Raw genomic sequence first — 18,454 nt, 5'->3', positions numbered from 1 at the left:
GCTCCTTTGCTCACGACTTGCATCTCAGATTGCGAGACGGCAGTATCGAGGCATGGACAACTCTAGCGGAGTCGGCGTACTTGACAAAGCGGTACTCGTCTTGAACGCCCTGGAGGCCGGCCCCGCCTCGCTGGCCCAGCTCGTGCAGACGACCGGCCTGGCCCGCCCGACCGCCCACCGCCTCGCCGTCGCGCTGGAGCACCACCGGCTGGTCCACCGCGACACCCAGGGCCGGTTCATCCTCGGCCCCCGGCTGGCCGAACTCGCCGCCGCGGCCGGCGAGGACCGGCTGCTGGCCGTCGCCCAGCCCATCCTCACCCAGCTGCGCGACCTGACCGGAGAGAGCGCCCAGCTCTACCGCCGCCAGGGCGACGCACGCGTCTGCGTGGCGGCCGCCGAGCGGATGAGCGGCCTGCGCGACACCGTGCCGGTCGGCAGCTCGCTGCCGATGACGGCCGGGTCGGCGGCCCAGATCCTGCTCGCCTGGGAGGAGCCGGACCGCCTCCACCGGGGCCTGCGCGGCGCGAAGTTCACCGCGACGACGCTGGCCTCCGTCCGCCGCCGCGGCTGGGCCCAGAGCATCGGCGAACGCGAGCAGGGCGTGGCGTCGGTGTCCGCGCCGATCCGCGGCACCGGCGCGCGCGTGATCGCCGCGATCTCCGTCTCGGGCCCGATCGAACGCCTGACCCGCTCCCCCGGCCGGATGCACGCCCCGCCGGTCCTCGCCGCGGCCGAGAAGATCTCCGAGTCCATGCGCCGCCCCTAGACCTCAGAAGAGCGGGCGGTAGACCGGGATGCCCCGGGTCTCCAGTTCCTCCCGGAGCGCGAAGTAGGCGTCGCCGAACGGGTCCACTCCGGTCAGCGGCATCAGGCCCCGGCGGATGGCCACGTCGTGCGGGGCCAGGGCGGCGGCCTCGGACAGATGACGGTCCGCCGCCTCCGTACGCCCGCGGCGGGCCAGCCACACCGCGAGACGGGCGTGGGCGCGGGCCCGCTGCTCCTCAGGCGTCGGGACGCGCAGGTGCTCGCCGATCTGCGCGTCCGTGAGGCCGCGATCGCCGTCGACGACCCAGCGCCGCAGCGCCGCCCACGACGCCTCGGAGTCGATGCCGTTCATCGAGCGGAACAGGTCGGTCGCCGTCTGGGTGTCCTGCGGGCGGGCGATCCGGCCCTCCTCGTCCACCCAGACGACGGTCGGCACGTTGACGATGCCGTAGCGCTCGGCGACGATTCCCTCGGCGTCGATCAGCGCGGGATGGGTGAGGTCCCGCTGCCAGGGCCGCGCCTGCTCCGGGTCGCGGTCGCACGCCACGCTGACGACGGTGAGGCCGTACGGCTCCAGCGCCTGGTGACGCTCCTCCCACGCCGGCAGGTCGTACCGGCAGCCGCACCACGACGCCCAGAAGACCAGCGCGACCTTGCGTCCGCGAAAGTCGCTCAGGGACCGGCCGCCGAGGGTGAAGTCCGGCGCCCGCCCGGTCGCGGGCAGCGGGGCGGCGTCGGCGAGGGCGAGCACCCGTTCCTCACGGTCGGCCACGGCGATCTTCCCGGTCAGCGCGGCGAAGGCCATGACGTCGATCCCGCGGTCGGTCTCGGCCTCGCGTACGGCGGCCGCCGGGACACACGAGTCGTCACGGCACCAGCCGTACGGCCTGCGGACCCATCCGAGCACCGGCGCGGTCAGCGGCGCGCACAGGTCGTCGTCAAGGTCGATCCGCTCCTCGCGGCCGTCGGTCAAAAGCGCGTACTCCACGACGCCTCCCATTAGATAGTGACACTCTCCAATATTGGATAGCGCTAGTATCCAAGTCAAGGGGGATGACGCGGATGAAGATCTCCGAACTCAGCGACCGCAGCGGCCTGCCGGTGCAGACGATCAAGTACTACATCCGGGAGGGCCTGCTGCCGAAGGGCGCGGCGACCGCCGCGACCAGGGCGGAGTACGCCGAGGAGCACCTCGAGCGGCTGCGGCTCATCCGCGCGCTCCGGGAGGTCGGCGACCTGCCCGTCGCGTCGGTGAAGCGCATCATCGGCGCCGTCGACGACGAGGCGGTCGGCCTGCACGAGCTGCTCGGCACCGCGGCGTACACACTGAGCCCGGCGGTCGAGCCCCGCCCCGAGGACCCCGACTGGCGCTCCGCCCGTGAGGACGTGGACGCGATCGTCGCCGAACTCGGCTGGCAGGTCTCCACGGACGCGCCGACCCGCGACCTGCTCGCCCAGGCGTTCCTCGCGCTGCGCCGCCTCGGACGCCCCATCGTCTGGACCGACCTGCGGCCCTACATCGAGGCCGCCACGATCATCGCCGAGCACGAGATCGGCGGCATCCCGGTCGAGGGCGAGCGCGGCCAGGCCGTGCAGACGGCGGTCGCCACCAACGTGCTCTACGAGAAGGTGCTGCTCGCCCTGCGGCGCATGGCGCAGGAAAACGTCTCGGCCCGCCGGTTCGGCGACGGGACCGAGGACCGCTGACCGTACGCTTCACGTCCGGCCCGGCGCGGGTAATCATGACGGTGTGGATTTCGACGAGGCCGCCGACGAGCTGTACGGCGTGCTGCCGTCGGAGTTCACGGCCACCCGGAAACGGCTGGCGGGCGAGCTGCCGCGCGACGACGCCCGGCGGCTCACCGCGATGCGCCGCCCGACCGTCCCGGCCTGGGCGGTGAACCTCCTCGTCCGCGACGACGCGGTCGGCCCCGTCCTGGAGCTCGGCGAGCGCATGCGCGCGGCGTGGTCGGAGGGCGGCGACCTGACCGCGCTGGACCGCGAGCGGGCGTCCCTCGTCGAGGACCTGGTCCGGCGCGCCCGCACGCTGGCCGACGAGGCCGGGCGGCCGCTGAGCGACGCCTTCGCCGACGAGGTGGACGAGACGTTGCGCGCCGCGATCGCCGACCCGTCGGCCGCCGACGCCGTACGCGCGGGGCGGCTCGACCATCCGCTGCGGCACACGGGCTTCGGCCCGTTCGGGGCCGCCGCGCCGCCGGCCCGCCCGAAGCCCCCGCCGCGCCCGGCGAAGAAGACCCGCGAGGACGAGGACGCCGCGCGGGCGGAGCGGGAGCGGAAGGATCGAGAGCGGCGCGCGGAGCGGACCCGCGACGCCGAGCGGAAGGCCGAGGAGGCCGAGCGCTCGCTCGCCGAGTGGACGTCCACCCTGGAGGAGGCCCGGGGGCGGCTGGCCGACGCCGAACGCGAGCTCGACGACCTGCGCGAGCGCGTGCGCGACGCCGAGGCCCGGCGGACGGACCTCGCCCGCCGGGCCCAGGTGGCCGAGCGGGAGCACGACCGCGCCGAACGCACCGCGGAGGAGGCGCGCCGCCGCGCCCGCGAGCTCGCCGCGGACCCTTCCTGACACCGAGCGAACGACATCGATACTGGCGTTCTCCTCATGGGTCTAAGATCGGCCCACAACGCCAGAAAGGGTGAGATGTGACCGGCGCGTCGCGGCGGGCACTCGGGGCGTTCGACACGACCCGGCCGAACATCGCCCGCATCAACGATTACTTCCTCGGCGGCAAGGACAATTTCGCCGTCGACCGGCACGCGGCGGAAGAGCTGCTCGCGATCGCCCCGGAGATCAGGGCGATCGCGGCCGAGACCCGGAGCTTCCTCGGCCGGGCCGTGCGCTTCCTCGCCGGGCAGGGGATCCGGCAGTTCCTGGACATCGGGTCCGGCCTTCCCACCCTGCAGAACACGCACGAGGTGGCCCGCTCGGTGCTCCCGGACGCCCGCGTGGTCTACGTCGACAACGACCCGGTGGTGATCTCGCACGGCCACGCCGTCCTCCCCAGCGACGAGCGCACGGCCGTCGTCGAGGGCGACATCCGGAACCCGCGAGAGCTGGTCGAGGACCCAGGGGTGCGCCGCGTCATCGACTTCGAGGAGCCGGTCGCCGTCCTCATCTTCGGCGCGCTGCACGTCGTCCCGAACGCGGACGACCCGTTCCGATGCGTCGCGGCGCTGCGGGACGCGACGGCGCCAGGAAGCCACCTGGCCCTCTCCCACCTCGTCTTCGACACCCGGCCCGAGATTGCCCGCCACATCGAGGAGGTCTACCGGGCCGTCCTCCACCGGCCCGAGGCGCACACCGCGCGCAACCGTGAAGACGTGCTGCGTTTCTTCGACGGCTTCGAGCTGGTCGACCCCGGTCTGGTCTGGCTACGTCAGTGGCGCCCGGACCACCCGCTGCACGCGCGGGCGGCGGAGAAGATCTGGAAGGTCGGCGGCGTCGGCCGCAAACCCTGAACGCACGGAGCGGGCTCGCGCTAGAGCTCGCGCAGGATGCGGTTGAGGGTGTCCTGGATCTTCGAGGCCGGCTCGGCGTCGATACAGAGCCGCTCCATCACCATGTGGTAGTGGTCGACGTCCTCGCGCTTGTCGAGGTAGAGGGAGCTGGTGAGCTGTTCGAGGTAGACCACGTCGGGCAGGTCGCGCTCGGCGAACCGCAGGATGCTGAACGGCCCGCCCGCGGCGGCGTGCCCGCCGAGCGCGAACGGCACCATCTGCAGCGTGACGTTCGGCAGCTCGGTCATCTCCAGCAGGTGCCGCAGCTGGCGGCGCATGGCCTGGACGCCGCCGAGCGGACGCCGCAGCACGGCCTCGTCGACGACCGCCCACAGGTGCGGCGGGTCGTCGGACCGCAGCAGCGACTGCCGCCGCATCCGCAGGCCGACGCGGCGCTCGACCTCGTGGCCCGGGGCCGACGGGTGGCCCAGCAGCGTGACGGCGCGCGCGTAGTCCTCGGTCTGCAGCAGCCCGGGGACGAACTGCACCTCGTACGCGCGGATGCGCGACGCGGCCTCCTCCAGGCCGATGTAGACCTCGAACCAGGCCGGGAGGATGTCGGAGTAGCTGTGCCACCAGCCCGGGGCGTTCGCCTGGTCGGCCAGTGCGAGCATCGCCGCCTTGTCGCTCTCGTCGTCCACGCCGTAGAGCGTCAGCAGGTCGGCGACGTCGCGGCTCCGGAACCGCACGCGGCCCAGCTCCATGCGGCTGATCTTCGAGTGCGAGCCTCGGATCGCCGCCCCGGCCTCCTCGCAGGTGATCTGCCGCTGTTCGCGGAGTCGCCGCAGCTGGGAGCCCAGGACGATGCGCAGCACGGTCGGCCCACCGCGGTGGGGACCGAACACGTCGCGTGCGGCGTCCTCACCGCCGGCATGGGACCCGATCATCTGCTCCCCTAGGACACTGGAATCGGCCCAGTGTCCCACTGGAGCCCGTCGTTGCAAAGCGCCCGCCTCGGGCGGGGCATGGTCCGGCCGCCCTCGGCGAGCGTGAGGTAACCCGCCTCCGGCAGCGTATGGTCGCTCGCCCTCAGGCGAGCATGTGATCGAAGTCGCCGTCCTTCGCTCCCTTGATGAAAGCGTCGATCTCCGCCCGGGTGTACAGCAGCGCGGGGCCGTCCGGGAACCGTGAGTTGCGAATCGCGATCTCGCCGCACGGCAGTTCGGCGAGTTCGACGCAGTTTCCACTCGGATTACTGGCATGGCTCTTCAGCCAGCTGGCCTCCCGCAGGCGGGCTGCCGATATTCCGTTGTAGGCCTGATACATGTCGCCTCCAAGCCATCCAAGACCGCCCGACCGGTGAGCCAAAGGTCGGACCCCTTCCGGGAGCGGCACAACGCTCGTGCACATGCACGTGCATTCGTGCGTGCATGCGTGCTTGCATATGCACGACTTGAGGAGCAAGATAGCGGAACGGCGCATGACGCGCCCCGCGACGTTCACGACTTCCCCCAGGGTCCGCAATGAACTTGCCGCCATCGAGCGAAACCACCGGCTTCTCCCGCCCCGATCAGGGGTGGGACGATTGGCTCCGCCCTTTTGACGGCACCCCTTGGTCGGACGGCGGTCGGCCGCTGGTCGCCGCCCAGGACCTGCCCTCTGAGGCTGCCTCGCCGGGTATAGCCCGGAATGTGACAAAGGACACACTTACTCGCTGGAGTCTCTGCGACTTCTACGACGACGCCGCGGTGGTCGTCTCCGAACTGGTGACCAACGCCATCCGGTACGGCCTGTGTCCCGCCGCCCGCGACCCGCTGCGCCTGGTGCTCGCCCGCTACGAACGCCAGCTCGTCTGCATGGTGACCGACCCGACCGACACCGCGCCCAAGATGCAGGAGCCCGACTGGGTCGCCGAGACCGGCCGCGGACTGCACATCATCGAGGCCATGAGCCGCGCCTGGGGCTGGACCCCGCTCCTCGGCGGCGGCAAGGCGGTCTGGGCGTCCTTCTCGATCAGCTGACGTCCGGCCGGGCCTCGCCGGAGTCGGAGATCCACTCCGCGTGCCCGTGGCCGATCGCCAGCCGCCGGCCCGGCTCACCGCCACGGCGCAGCTCCAGAGCGAACCCCTGCGTCCCCAGGTCACGGGACGCCTCGAACGACAGATGGAACAGGTCGTGCTCCCGCCCGGCGCCCGCGATCGCGGCGTCGAAGGCCTCCCGCCGCTCGGCGGGTACGTGCAGGCGCGTCGCCGAATGAAAGATCACGACCGGCGTCCCGCGCGGCACCCCGGCGACCACCTCCGGCAGCAGCTCGACCGCGTCCCCCGCGTACGTCCGGGGCGGATTCGCCGCCACGGCCCGCAGCGCCTCGTCCTGAAGGGTGGCCTGCGCGGTGTTCTCCGGCCAGATCAGTGCCCGCAGCCAGAGCCGCTCGTCGGGATCGCGGGCGTCGATCGGATTGAGGTCGATGCCCGCTCGATCGGCGATGACGGGCAGCGGGCCGAGGTCGGGCGGCGGTCCTTCTCCGCGCCACTCGGCCGACACCACCACGCGTGAGGACGCCCTCCCCCACGTACGTCCCGCGATGGCGTATCGGTAGTCGTCGAAGCGCAGGTGCACGCCCGCGCTGGACCCCACCTCGATCAGCGTCACCGGCTCGTCCGTCATCGACGCGACCGCCGCCATGCCGAGGCGCAGGACGGCCGAGCGCTTCACGACGTTCGTCTGGACGAGCCGGCGACGCATCAGCGCGACGATCTCTTCTCTCCGGCGCAGGCAGAACGCGGTGAACGCCGGACCGGGGTCGCCCGCCGCGGTCCCCGCGCCGCACGAGGGGTACCAGGCGGCCAGTTCCTGCGCCGGATCGCGGAGCAGCAGGTAGTGCACCGACGCCAGCAGCAGGTTGGAGGGCAGCTGGCCGGAACGCGCGTGCCGGGCGATGGCGAGCAGCCGGTCGTCGGCCGCGACCACCTGGCCGAGCCGCGCGTACAGCGGCGAGCCGGCGAAGTGACGCGGCGAGTCGGCGAAGAGCTCGACGAGAGGGTCCGCGGCGCTCTGGGCGGTGCTCATGCCGGGATCGTCACTCAGCCGATCAATCGTCGTCAATGTTGATTTTGATCAATATTCCGCCGATGCGTCACAATCGACGCCATGGGGTTCGGCATTCTGGGGGCGACAGAGGTACGGTCCGCCGACGGGGTCCCGGTTCCGGTCGGCGGCCCGAGGGTGCGCGCGCTCCTCGCCCTCCTCCTGCTGAACGCCGGGCGGCTGGTCACCACGGAGCGCCTCATCGACGGCCTGTACGGCGACGAGCCGCCCGCGGGCACCGCCAACGCCCTGCAGTCCCAGGTCTCCCGGCTCCGGCGCGGCCTCGCCGCCGCCGGCCTGGCCGCCGGGGTGGTGGAGTTCCACGCGGCCGGTTACCGCCTCGCCGTCGAGCCGGACGACGTCGACGTCCACCGGTTCGAACGCCTCGCCGGGGAGGGGCGGAACGCGCTGGCCGCGGGTGACGCGGCGCGCGCCGTGGGCCTGCTGCGCGAGGCGCTGGAGCTGTGGCGCGGGCCCGCGCTGGCCGACGTGGCCGACGCGCCGTTCGCCGAGGCGCAGGCCGCGCGGCTCGACGAGCTTCGCCTGTCCGCGCTGGAGGATCGCGCCGAGGCCGTGCTGACGCTGGGCCGCGGCCGCGACCTCGTACCGGAGCTTCAGGAACTGGTGGCCGCCCATCCCCTGCGCGAGCGCCCACGCGGCCAGCTGATGCGCGCGCTCCACGGCGCGGGCCGGCAGGCCGAGGCCCTCACCGTGTTCGAGGAGACGCGCCGCGTCCTGGCCGAGGAACTCGGCGCCGACCCGTCGCCCGAGCTGACCGCCGTGCACCTGTCGATCCTGCGCGGCGAGGCGGCCGCACCGCCGGAGACGCCGGGCCCGCGCCGCCCCCTGCCGGCCCAGCTCACCAGCTTCGTCGGACGAGACGAGGAGTTGCAGCGGATCGGCAAGCTGCTCGCCGCCGGACGCCTCGTGACGCTCCTCGGCCCGGGCGGGTCCGGCAAGACGCGCCTGGCCCTCGAGGCCGCCGCGCAGGAGAAGGGCGAGGTGTGCTTCGTCGACCTGGCGCCGGTCGTCGGCGACGCCGCGGGGTCCCGGCACACGGTCGTGCAGGCGGTGGTCGAGGCCCTCGGGCTGCGCGAGTCCGGCCTGTTCGCGCAGCCGGCCGACGCACGGCCCGACCCCGAGGCCCGGCTCGTCGCCGCCCTGTTCGAACGGCCGATCCTGCTCATCCTCGACAACTGTGAGCACGTCGTCGACAGCGCCGCCCGGCTCACGCACCGGCTCCTCGGCGCCTGCCCGGAGCTCCGGGTGCTGGCGACCAGCCGCGAGGCGCTCGGCATCACCGGCGAGGGCCTGTGCCCGCTTCCGCCGCTTCCCCTGCCACCGCCCGCGACGGACGCCCTCGACGCGCTGAACTACCCGGCGATCCGCCTGTTCGCCGACCGCGCCGCCGCCGTGCGCCCGGACCTGGACCCGGCCACCGAGCTCCCCACCATCCAGCGGATCTGCGTCGCGCTCGACGGGCTTCCGCTGGCCATCGAGCTGGCCGCGGCGCGCCTGCGCTCGCTCACCGTGGAGGAGGTCGCCGCCCGCCTGGACGACCGGTTCCGGCTGCTCTCGCGCGGCGACCGCACGAAGGCGCCGCGGCACCGGACCCTGCGCGCGGTGGTCGAGTGGAGCTGGGACCTGCTGGGCGAGGACGAGCGAACCCTGGCGCGGCGGCTGACGGTCTTCGCCGGCGGCGCGACGGCGGCCGCCGCGGCGCGCGTGTGCGCCCTGCCCGCCGAGGACGTCGACGACCTGCTCGCCGACCTCGTGGACAAGTCGCTCGTCGAGGACGTGGGCGGCCGCTACCGCATGCTCGACACGATCCGGGTGTTCTGCGCCGAGCGGCTGGCCGAGGCCGGCGAGGACGAGTCCACGCACGCGGCGCACGCCGCGTACTTCCTCGACCTGGCCGAGACCGCCGAGCCGTACCTGCGCCGGACCGAGCAGGTGGACTGGCTGGCCCGGCTCGACGCCGACCACGGCAACCTCCTGGCGGCGCTGCGGTGGGCCGTGCCCGCCGACCCGGCTCTGGCGCTGCGCCTGCTCACGGCCGTGGGGTCGTACTGGTGGCTGCGCGGGCTACGCAGCGAGGGCGTGCCGATCGCCCTCGAACTGCTCGACGTCATCGGGCCCGAGCCGCCGGCCGGGCTCGAGGAGGAGTACCTCTTCGCCGTCCTGACCGCCGTCGTCGGCGGCGCCCAGGGGCCGCGGGTCCGTGACCTCCAGCGGATCGCCGACGTGCTGGTCGCGAGCCGCTCGGCCGGTGAGCACCGGCCGCTGCGCCCGGTGGTGACCGTGATGTGGGCGCTCGGCATCGGGCCGGCCGAGGCGGACGCCGAGTTGCAGGAGCGGCTGATGAGCCGCGACCCGTGGTCGCTGGCGCTCCGTCACCTCGGATGGGGATACGTCCTGCTCTTCCACGGCGACGTCGACGGCGCCGAGACCGAGTTCGCGACCGGCGCCGAGGGCTTCCGGGCGGTCGGCGACCGCTGGGGGCTGGCCGGGGTCCTGTCCGCGCTGGCCCGCCTGGTGGCCTGGCGCGGCGACGACCGCCGGGCGCTCGCCCTGGCCGATGAGGCGTTCGAACTGGTCCGCCTGCTCGACGCCGCCGAGGACATGGCCGACCTGCTGTGCCTGCGGGCCGAAGGGCTGGGCCGCTCCGGCGACGTCGCGGGAGCGCGCTCCTGCTACGCGCAGGCGGGTGAGGTCGCGCGCCGGTCGGGCTCGCCGGAGCGGGTGGCCCAGGTGCGGCACGGGCTCGCCGAGCTGGCGCGGCTGACCGGTGACCTGGGCGAGGCCCGCCGCCTGGCCGAGGAGGCCTTGAAGGCGTGCACGGCGGAGTCGTTCGGCGTCACCGAGATACGGGGACACGTCCTCGTCAGCCTCGGCCGGATCGCCGAGGCCGAGGGTGACGCCGCCGAGGCCGAGGCGTGGCACCGACGAGCGCTGACGGCCGGCGGTCAGGACGTACGTGCCGCGGCGGACGCGGCCGAGGGGCTCGCCGGGGTCGCCCTGCTCCACGGCGACGGGGAGCGCGCCGCGACGCTGCTCGGCGCGGGCACGGCCCTGCGCGGGATCTCCGTCGCCGGCGACCCGGACGTCGCACGCGTCGCCCGCCGGGCCGGGGAACTGATCGGCGAGAGGGCGTACGAGTCGGCCTTCGCACGCGGCACGGCGATGCCCCGCGAGGAGGCCCTCGCCCTCCTCGCCACCTGACCAACGCGAGCCCAGCCCCAGGCGGAATCCCTGCCCGGCGACCCGGCCCTCGTACGCGGCGCCGCGAGGCCTCTCCTCCTCGTCGGTGGCTGAGGGGCGCGGGCGGCCTGGAGGGGCCGCCCGCGCGGGGTGTCAGCCGCTCTTGATCTTGTCGTAGCGGTAGGCCGTGTAGCCCTTGGTGCTCAGGCTGCTCTTGAGGTGGAGCGCCATGGAGACGTAGCCGGAGCAGTCCGTGCGGCAGTGCCGGCCCTGGGGATCCGGATGGGAGCCCTGTCAGTCGTAGCGGAACTTGTCGCGACGGTCGTACCGGGTATTCGCCCGGGAGATGACCTCGGACCGCTTAATCGCCCCACCGACCTTGTCTGCTTCCAAACATGGATCACGACATATCCGAAACAGGCGGGGAAAAACATCGCCTCAGTGTTCCCTGAGAGGCGAGTGGAGGTGGCTATGACAAAAGGGCTGACCGCCGTTATGGCGATCAGCCCTTCATGCTGTAGTCCCGACCGGATTTGAACCGGCGTTACCGCCTTGAGAGGGCGGCGTCCTAGGCCACTAGACGACGGGACCTCATCCCGCCCGCTTGGTCTCCCTTGCGGGCGACGCCCAGCTTAGCGGACGTTCTCCCGTTGTACGAACCGGGATCTTCGAGGCGCCGAGCCCGCAGATCGGAATCCGCGTTCATCGGCGGGAAAAGCATACCGAGCCTCGGCGACGACAGCCAACCTGAGACACCGGATGTCCGGCGCCGGGGCCGAGCGGACGGGAGGTGATCGTCCCGCCTCCGGCCCCCACCAGGGGATCCCCGGTCCTCCTTCGTCAACGCATCTCAGCGATCGGCCATTCCAAGGGCGGAGCGGATGACGCCGACGGCACGTGCCGCGTTGTCGCCGGACGGCGCTGTCAACCGATTGTGCGTGAAGGCGAAGGAGAAACGGCCGGCCGGGTCCGCGAAGGCGCCGCTTCCGCCGCTCCCCTTCGACCCGAAGGCGCCCGGCGGCATTTCCGGCAGACCGAGGAAGTAGCCGAGGCCTTTCGGGACCGGCCCGCCGAGGACGCGGTCGGCCTCGGCGATCACGACCGTGGCGACGGTGGCGGCGCGTGCGGCGGAGATGAGCCGGACGCCGTCGACCTCACCGATGAGGGCGGCGAACATCCGCGCGAGCGCCTGTGCCGTCATCGTGCCCGCGCAGGGCACGTCGGCGGTGAGGTACTCCGCCCGGTTGCCCAGCTCGGCGTCCGCCTGCAGGGCGGCCGGGGCCGCCTGGAAGAACATCGAGTCTGCGGGCCTGGCGGCCAGGGCGCCGGCCCAGCCGCCGTCCTCCAGCCGCGCGACGCGCGGCAGGTGCTCCTCCGGCACGCCGAAGAACAGCTCGCCGTCGACGCCGAGCGGGGCGGCGACCTCCTCCCGCAGGACCTGGGCGATGGTGCGGCCGGTCGCGCGCCGTACGGTCTCACCGACGATGTGGCCGAAGGTCAGCGCGTGGTAGGCGGTCACGGCGCCGGGCGCCCAGAGCGGCCGCAGATCGGCGACGCCGGCGCACGTGGCGTCCCAGTCGCGCAGGTCGCCGAGAGTCAGGCCGGGCGGTGCGAGCGGCACTCCGGCCGTGTGGGTGAGCACGTGGGCGAGCGTGATGCCGCTCTTGCCGTGGGCGCCGAACTCGGGCCAGTACTCGGCGACGGGAACGTCGTAGCCGAGCCGCCCGTATTCGGCGAGGACGTGCACGACGGTCGCGGCCAGGCCCTTGCCCGTGGACCAGCCGTTGAAGAGCGTGTGCTCGTCGACCGGACGGTCCGCGGTCCGGTCGGTCCGTCCCTGTCGCGCGCGGTGCGGCGGGCCATGCTGTCCCACCGCGACGGCGGGCGGCTGCGGGAGCACATGCACGACCCGTCCGACCAGTGGCCGGGCCTCGAACCGCTGCTGCAGATGATGGAGGAGGCCGGCTTCGCCGTGGAGGACGCCATGTCGGCGATCTTCGCGGTGGGCCACCACATCCTGGGTTCGGTCATCGCCCAGCAGGAGGACCAGGTCCCGCCGGGCGCCGGGAACGCGCGGATCGACGCCCGCCGGTTTCCGCGCGTCGCCCGCGCCGCAGCGCTGCGGGCCGAGGGCCGCGACCACGACCGCGAGTTCGAGTACGGCCTGGCCGTGCTCGTCGCCGGCTGCCGCGCGATGCTCGACCGACGCTAGGCCTCCTCGGGCCAGCGGCCTCCTACGTGGAGGGCGACGAGTGCGGCGTGCGACAGCGGGGTGGACGGGTCGGCGACGTCGCCGTTGGTCGTGTAGTCGAGCAGCACGACGTCGCCGTCGGCGGACATGGCGCGGAGGCGGTCGACCAGGTCGGCCGTCCGGTGCTCCAGCACCCAGCGGTAGGCCGGCAGGTAGATGCGGCGCCGCGCCGTCTCGTACGGCAGCAGCGTCTCCCCCTCGAGCCCGTCGCGATGGCCGCGGACCGGGCCGTACCTGCGCACCGTGCGCTTCAGCCCCCGCATGCGCGCGTTGTCTAGGAGGGCCGGGTCGACGTCCGCGGTGGCGAAGACCTTCAGCGCCTGCCAGATGCCCTCGACCGACTGCGCGGTGACGCCGGGCGAGCGCGGCACCGGGATGCCGCCGTGCGGGTAGAACGGGCTGAGCCGCACCCAGGGCTCCTCGGCCCGCGAGGTCACGTCGATGACGCGCGCTCCCGGATGTGCCTCGGCGAGCCTGGCCGCCGAGCGGCGGCGGCTCGCGACCTGGATCGGCATGCCGGACCCCTCTCCCCTGTGCGGACCGGGTCCAGCATGGCCGACGGCACCGACAGTCTCAGAGGCGCGCCTGGATCAGGCCGTGGGTGCCGCCCGTCCGCCAGTCACCGCCGGACGCGTCGAGGGAGGACAGCGTCGCGGCGTCGACTCCCGTCACGACGTCGGACTTCAGCGTGCGCAGCGCCGCCACCGGGCCGGGGAAGTACGCGGTGACCTCGGCGAACGGCGTCGTGGCCGGCCAGGCGCGGTCGCCCACGAGGCGCCGGTAGTTCAGGTCGCCCTTCATGATCGTGAGCGTGTGACCGCCGAACTCCTCCGCCAGGTCGGCGGGCATGCGGTGGTACGACCACGGCGCGCAGGAGAAGGCATGGGCGCGGAGGCGGAGACGGCCCGCTCCGATCGCCTCGGACAGCCTCCGCTCGACGGCGGCGGCCTCGCCGTCCGCGGCCGCGAGGCGGCGCAGGCAGGCGACCAGGTCGGCCGTTGTCGCGTCGGAGACGTAGTAGGGATGCGGCTTCAGGTGGAGCGTCACCGTCGCGGCCAGGCCGGTGCGGAGCAGGTGGTCGATCAGCAGCAGGTCCGCGAGCAGCTCCCGGCCGGCGTTGTCCGCGACGACGCCCACGTGGTGCGGACCGCCCGCGTCGAGCGCGGACCACACCAGGGCGCCGTCGTCGGCCACCAGGCCGCCGGAGGCGTCCAGGTCTCCGGCGGCCCCGAACAGGAAGCCCAGATCCGCCTGGTTGCCCCACAGCGACGCCCGCAGGAGCGCCTGCCGCTCCTCGGCGGCGGGCACGGCGACCGTCGCGTCCCGGAGCTCCGCGGCCTTCCAGTACTCGAACGGGTCGACCCAGTACCAGGGGCCCGGCGTGAAGAACCCCACCGCGCCCAGGAGCCGCCGGTAGAAGTACGACTCCCACCACAGGAACGGCACGTCGGCCCACGGGCGGCCGAAGTAGGCGGCGCCCCAGCGGTCCCAGCGTGCGCGATCGGGCGCGTCCTCGCCGAGCGGCCGCATCGGGCCGGAGGCGATCTCCTCCCGCAGCGCGTCGAGCGCCCGGCGCTGCTCCGGCCCGTACGGGTGCCGGTCGCGCACCTCGGTGATCAGTTTCGGAGTGCGCTCGCGCAGCACCTTCCAGCCGTAGCCGCTCGGATCGTTGCCGAGCGGCTCCGGCGTGTCGAGATCACCCCGGGGCACCGCCACCTCCCGTCGTTCGCGACGAACGTTACCGCCGGCCGCCGCTCAGCACCCGTTCGAGGCTGATCGGCAGGTGCCGGTGACGTACGCCGGTCGCGTGCCAGACGGCGTTGGCGACGGCGGCCGCGCCGCCGACGATGCCGATCTCGCCGAGGCCCTTGATCCCCGAGGGGTTGTAGGTGTCGTGCTCGTCGATCCAGTCGGCCTCGATGAGGGGGACGTCGGCGTTGGCCGCCACGTGGTAGCCCGCGAGGTCTCCGTTGGCCAGGCCGCCGGAGGCGTCGTCGCGGACGCCCTCCTCGTGCAGCGCCATCGACAGCCCCCACGTCATGCCGCCGATGAACTGGTTGCGCGCGGTCAGCGGGTTGACGACGCGGCCCACGGCGAAGATCCCGAGCATCCGGCGCACGCGGACCTCGCCGCTGGCCGGATCCACCGCGACCTCCGCGAACTGGGCGCCGTACCCGTGGCTCTCGCGCTGTTCACGGGCGGCGAGCAGCTCGGTGGTGTCCGCGTGGGCCGTGACGCCCTCCGGCGGGAGGTCGGCCATGTCGCCGGGCAGGTCGGCCAGCTTCTTGCGCAGTGCCACCGCCGCCTCGTTGATCGCCCAGGCCCAGGACGCGGTGCCCATCGAGCCGCCGGCGAGCCAGGCGAGGCCGAAGTCGCTGTCCGCGATCCGGATCCGTACCGACTCCGGGGACACCTCCAGGGCGTCGGCGGCGATCTGGCCGAGCGCCGTGCGGGCGCCGGTGCCGATGTCGGCGGCGGTGACGCGCACGGTGTACGTGCCGTCCGCCTCGGCAGTGATGGCCGCCGTCGACGCTCCGACGCCGGCCGAGTGCGCGGACGCCGCCACCCCGGTGCCGAGGAGCCAGCGTCCGTCCCGTCGGACGCCCGGACGCGGGTCGCGGTCGGCCCAGCCGAAGCGGCGCGCGCCCTCCTCCAGGCAGGCGACCAGGTTGCGGCTGCTGAACGGCAGCCCGGACACCGGGCCGGTCTCGGGTTCGTTGCGGAGGCGGAGCGCGATCGGATCCACCCCGACCTCGGCGGCGAGCTCGTCCATCGCCGACTCGACGGCGAAGGACCCGGGAGCCCAGCCGGGCGCGCGCATGAACCCCGGCGTCGGCACGTCGAGCGGAACCACCCTGGTGCGCAGGCGGAACGCGTCCGCGGCGTACAGGGTCCGGCTGTGCCGCGTGGACTGCTCGGCGAACTCGTGCACGGTCGAGGTGGGCGACGCGGTCTCGTGCTCGACCACCCGCAGGCGTCCGTCGGCGTCCGCGCCGAGCCGTACGCGCTGCGCGGTCGCGGGTCTGTGCCCGACCAGCGAGAACATCTGCCGGCGGGTGAGCACCACCCGGACCGGCCGGTGAAGGATGGTGGTGGCCATCACCGCGAGCACGGTGTGCGGGAGCCGCAGCCCCTTGGAGCCGAAGCCGCCGCCGACGTGCTCCGACCGCACCCGCACCGTGTCGGCGTCGAGGGAGAACAGCGCGGCCAGCACCTGGGCGACCGCGTAGGAACCCTGGTTGGAGTCGACCACCTCCAGGCGGCCGTTCTCCCAGCGCGCCATGGCGGCGTGGGGCTCCATCGCGTTGTGGAACTCCTCGGGCGTGGTGTACTCACGGTCCACCACGACGGCCGAGGCGGCCAGTTCGGCGTCGGGGTCGCCCTGGTCGACGTCGGGCATGGCGAGAGGGCTCGGCGCCGTCGGGCGCAGGCCGGGGTGGTCGGCCCGGAAGGCGGTGTCGTACGACTCCTCGTCGTAGGTGATGACGAGGGCGTCGGCGCCCGCCCTGGCCTGCTCCTGCGTCTCGGCGACCACGAGGGCGACCGGCCAGCCGACGTGCGGCACCCGGTCGTCCTGCAGGAGCTGGAGGTTCGCGTCGGGTCCCATCAAGCCCGCGCCGGGCGTCAGGCGCAGCGCGTTGCCGGGATGCAGGACGGCGAGCACGCCCGGCATCGCGAGCACGGTGTCGGTGTCGACGGAGCGGATCCGGCCGCGGGCCACGGTCGAGGTCACGAGCCACCCGTGGGCGAGCTCGGCGAACGGGATGTCCCCGGTGTAACGGGCCTCCCCGGTGACCTTGGCGCGGCCCTCCCGCCGGGTGTGCGGCGTTCCGGTCGCGGACGTGCGGGGTGGCGCGGCGGGGGTGGTCATCGAGCGGCCTCCTGAAGCTCGGTGAGCGTCGAGACGACGAGATTCCGGATGAGCGGCACCTTGTACCCGTTGTGCGCGAGCGGCCGGGCCGCGGCCAGCTCGGCGTCGGCCGCGGCGGCGAACGCCTCCGGGGTGGCCGGGCCGCCGATGAGGGCCCGCTCGGCCTCCCGCGCGCGCCAGGGCCGGGAGGCGACCGCGCCGAAGGCGATGCGCACGTCCCGTACGGTGCCGTCCTCGACGTGCAGGGCGGCGGCGATCGAGCCGTTGGCGAAGGCGTAGGAGGCGCGTTCGCGCACCTTGCGGTAGCGGGACCGGGCGGCCACCGGGGCGGCCGGCAGGGTCACCCCGGTGATCAGCGCGCCGTCCGGCAGCGCGGTCTCGCGGTGCGGGGTGTCGCCGACCGGCAGGTAGAAGTCCGCGAGCGGGATCTCGGCGGACCCCTCCGGCGTGAGGACGCGGACGACGGCGTCGAAGGCGGCGAGTGCGACGGCCATGTCCGAGGGGTTCGTGGCCACGCAGTGCTCGGACCACCCGAGGATGGCGTGGTTGTGGTGCTCGCCGTTCAACGCCGAGCAGCCGCTGCCGGGCTCGCGCTTGTTGCAGGGCCGGCTCAGGTCGGTGAAGTAGCCGCAGCGCGTGCGCTGGAGCAGGTTGCCGCCGACCGTGGCCATGTTGCGCAGCTGCCCGGACGCGCCGGCGAGGACGGCCTCGGCGAGCGCCGGGTAGCGGTTCCTGACCTCGGGATGGGCGGCGAGGTCGCTGTTGGTCATCGTCGCGCCGATCGTCAGCGCGCCGTCGCCGGCGACCTCGATCCGGTCCAGCGGAAGGCCGCGCACGTCGACCAGCAGCGCGGGGTTCTCCACGCCGGTCTTCATCAGGTCGACGAGGTTCGTGCCGCCGCCGAGGAAGCGCGCCTCGGGCTCGCCGGAGAGCAGCGCGACCGCCTCGTGCGCGTCGGCGGCACGCCGGTAGTCGAACTCCCTCATGCGTTCACCTGCTCGTTCTTCGCGGCCTGGGTCACGGCACGGACGATGTTGACGTACGCGCCGCAGCGGCAGAGGTTGCCGCTCATGCGTTCGCGGATCTCCTCCTCGCTGACCGCCGGCGGGCGCCGTACGTCATCGGTGGCGGCGCTCGGCCACTCACGGGCGAGCTCCTCGATCACCGCGACCGCCGAGCAGATCTGACCGGGCGTGCAGTAGCCGCACTGGTATCCGTCGAGGTCGACGAACGCCTGCTGGACCGGGTGCAGCTCCTCGCCGTCGGCCAGGCCCTCGATGGTGGTCACCTCGCGCCCCTCGGCGGCGACCGCGAGCTGGAGGCAGGAGTTGACCCGCTGCCTGTCGAGCAGCACCGTGCAGGCGCCGCACTGGCCCTGGTCGCAGCCCTTCTTGGTACCGGTGAGGTCGAGCCGCTCCCGCAAGGCGTCGAGCAGGGTGGTGCGGTTGTCGACCGTGAGGGAGTGGGTCTCGCCGTTGACACGGAGCGAGATCTCCGTGGACCTGGTGGAAGTCATTCAGTCTCCTGGGGGCGGAGTGCCGGCGTCTCGTGGGAGCACGCCGCCGCTCTTCCATAACGCCGTCGGGTATGCCGTGTCCTCACCATGACGCGGTGCGGACAGGTGAAGTCGATCATTCACATCCTGTTCTCGGCGGCGCGACCCGCCGTTGCGCCGCACGTAACCGGAGACTCCTCCGCACCCACCACCCTAAACGGAGGAAACTCCGAATGGCAACCGGGCGGGCACTCACGGGGCGTGCCGGAAACGGCCGCGGCCCGCCCGCGATGACGCGGACGGGCCACGGGTGTCACGCCGGAAGCCG

17 protein-coding genes and 1 tRNA gene are annotated in these 18,454 nt (G+C 73.4%); 7 read left to right on the top strand and 11 right to left on the bottom strand.

All coding sequences use genetic code 11. The features are described from left to right. Positions 1–52 precede the first annotated feature (52 nt). On the top strand, positions 53–766 hold the full coding sequence (locus ACQEV1_RS15770) for an IclR family transcriptional regulator (protein WP_285569229.1): 714 nt from the start codon (positions 53–55) through the stop codon (positions 764–766). Between the two features lie 3 nt (positions 767–769). Here ACQEV1_RS15770 and ACQEV1_RS15765 read toward each other — a convergent pair whose 3' ends face one another. Then, the gene (locus ACQEV1_RS15765) at positions 770–1,753 is read right to left on the bottom strand and encodes a TlpA disulfide reductase family protein (protein ID WP_349497941.1); all 984 of its coding nucleotides are present in this window, start codon (positions 1,751–1,753) and stop codon (positions 770–772) included. Between the two features lie 74 nt (positions 1,754–1,827). Between ACQEV1_RS15765 and ACQEV1_RS15760 the strand changes: the two genes are divergently transcribed. The 3 genes from ACQEV1_RS15760 (at position 1,828) to ACQEV1_RS15750 (ending at position 4,242) form a co-directional block, all read left to right on the top strand. Beyond that, positions 1,828–2,472, top strand: coding sequence for a MerR family transcriptional regulator (locus ACQEV1_RS15760; protein ID WP_285617820.1), 645 nt, complete (start codon positions 1,828–1,830; stop codon positions 2,470–2,472). 43 nt (positions 2,473–2,515) lie between these two features. After that, positions 2,516–3,349, top strand: coding sequence for a hypothetical protein (locus ACQEV1_RS15755; RefSeq protein WP_433394564.1), 834 nt, complete (start codon positions 2,516–2,518; stop codon positions 3,347–3,349). Positions 3,350–3,426: 77 nt separating this feature from the next. Then, positions 3,427–4,242, top strand: a complete 816-nt coding sequence (locus ACQEV1_RS15750; RefSeq protein ID WP_433394563.1) for an SAM-dependent methyltransferase — start codon at positions 3,427–3,429, stop codon at positions 4,240–4,242. Positions 4,243–4,262: 20 nt separating this feature from the next. On the opposite strand, the gene ACQEV1_RS15745 is transcribed toward ACQEV1_RS15750, so the two are convergent. Together ACQEV1_RS15745 and ACQEV1_RS15740 are read right to left on the bottom strand one after the other, a co-directional pair. After that, positions 4,263–5,168, bottom strand: a complete 906-nt coding sequence (locus ACQEV1_RS15745; protein WP_285617826.1) for a helix-turn-helix domain-containing protein — start codon at positions 5,166–5,168, stop codon at positions 4,263–4,265. 142 nt (positions 5,169–5,310) lie between these two features. After that, positions 5,311–5,547 carry a DUF397 domain-containing protein gene (locus tag ACQEV1_RS15740; RefSeq protein ID WP_285571323.1) on the bottom strand — a complete coding sequence of 79 codons (237 nt, stop codon included), beginning with the start codon at positions 5,545–5,547 and terminating at the stop codon, positions 5,311–5,313. 365 nt (positions 5,548–5,912) lie between these two features. Between ACQEV1_RS15740 and ACQEV1_RS15735 the strand changes: the two genes are divergently transcribed. Next, entirely contained in the window at positions 5,913–6,242 is a 330-nt protein-coding gene (locus ACQEV1_RS15735; RefSeq protein WP_285569246.1) for an ATP-binding protein, read from the top strand. On the opposite strand, the gene ACQEV1_RS15730 is transcribed toward ACQEV1_RS15735, so the two are convergent. Next, a complete protein-coding gene (locus ACQEV1_RS15730; protein ID WP_285617827.1) occupies positions 6,235–7,290 on the bottom strand; it encodes a DUF2332 domain-containing protein in 1,056 nt (351 codons plus the stop codon). The two genes, ACQEV1_RS15735 and ACQEV1_RS15730, sit on opposite strands and share 8 nt — an antisense overlap. Positions 7,291–7,371: 81 nt before the next feature. Between ACQEV1_RS15730 and ACQEV1_RS15725 the strand changes: the two genes are divergently transcribed. After that, on the top strand, positions 7,372–10,530 hold the full coding sequence (locus ACQEV1_RS15725; protein ID WP_433394562.1) for an ATP-binding protein: 3,159 nt from the start codon (positions 7,372–7,374) through the stop codon (positions 10,528–10,530). A 497-nt stretch (positions 10,531–11,027) separates the two neighbouring features. Here the strand turns inward: ACQEV1_RS15725 and ACQEV1_RS15720 are convergent. Continuing rightward, positions 11,028–11,100, bottom strand: a tRNA-Glu gene (locus ACQEV1_RS15720). A 259-nt stretch (positions 11,101–11,359) separates the two neighbouring features. Beyond that, positions 11,360–12,382, bottom strand: a complete 1,023-nt coding sequence (locus ACQEV1_RS15715; RefSeq protein ID WP_433394561.1) for a serine hydrolase domain-containing protein — start codon at positions 12,380–12,382, stop codon at positions 11,360–11,362. On the opposite strand from ACQEV1_RS15715, the gene ACQEV1_RS15710 reads away from it, so the two are divergent. After that, a complete protein-coding gene (locus tag ACQEV1_RS15710) occupies positions 12,371–12,721 on the top strand; it encodes a TetR/AcrR family transcriptional regulator C-terminal domain-containing protein (protein ID WP_433394560.1) in 351 nt (116 codons plus the stop codon). The genes ACQEV1_RS15715 and ACQEV1_RS15710 overlap by 12 nt on opposite strands. On the opposite strand, the gene ACQEV1_RS15705 is transcribed toward ACQEV1_RS15710, so the two are convergent. From ACQEV1_RS15705 to ACQEV1_RS15685, 5 genes are read right to left on the bottom strand one after another with little or no spacing between them, the layout of a single operon-like run. Beyond that, complete coding sequence (locus tag ACQEV1_RS15705; protein ID WP_433394559.1) at positions 12,718–13,275, bottom strand: DUF6939 family protein; 558 nt, start codon at positions 13,273–13,275, stop codon at positions 12,718–12,720. The two genes, ACQEV1_RS15710 and ACQEV1_RS15705, sit on opposite strands and share 4 nt — an antisense overlap. Positions 13,276–13,333: 58 nt before the next feature. Further along, positions 13,334–14,470 carry a damage-control phosphatase ARMT1 family protein gene (locus ACQEV1_RS15700; protein ID WP_285617834.1) on the bottom strand — a complete coding sequence of 379 codons (1,137 nt, stop codon included), beginning with the start codon at positions 14,468–14,470 and terminating at the stop codon, positions 13,334–13,336. Positions 14,471–14,498: 28 nt separating this feature from the next. Next, positions 14,499–16,631, bottom strand: coding sequence for a xanthine dehydrogenase family protein molybdopterin-binding subunit (locus ACQEV1_RS15695; RefSeq protein ID WP_433394558.1), 2,133 nt, complete (start codon positions 16,629–16,631; stop codon positions 14,499–14,501). Continuing rightward, positions 16,628–17,617 (bottom strand): FAD binding domain-containing protein, encoded by a 990-nt coding sequence (locus ACQEV1_RS15690; RefSeq protein WP_433394557.1) that lies wholly within the window; start codon positions 17,615–17,617, stop codon positions 16,628–16,630. Before ACQEV1_RS15690 ends, ACQEV1_RS15695 begins: the two co-directional genes overlap by 4 nt. Further along, positions 17,614–18,147, bottom strand: a complete 534-nt coding sequence (locus ACQEV1_RS15685; RefSeq protein WP_433394556.1) for a (2Fe-2S)-binding protein — start codon at positions 18,145–18,147, stop codon at positions 17,614–17,616. The genes ACQEV1_RS15690 and ACQEV1_RS15685 overlap by 4 nt, the downstream gene beginning before the upstream one ends. Between the last annotated feature and the right edge of the window lie 307 nt (positions 18,148–18,454).

The organism is Actinoallomurus sp. CA-142502 (assembly GCF_050936355.1).
In the GTDB taxonomy this organism is placed as follows: Bacteria; Actinomycetota; Actinomycetes; order Streptosporangiales; family Streptosporangiaceae; genus Actinoallomurus; species Actinoallomurus iriomotensis.
The sequence above is the reverse complement of the archived record's forward strand: the minus strand, read 5'-3'. Positions and strand labels throughout refer to the sequence as shown.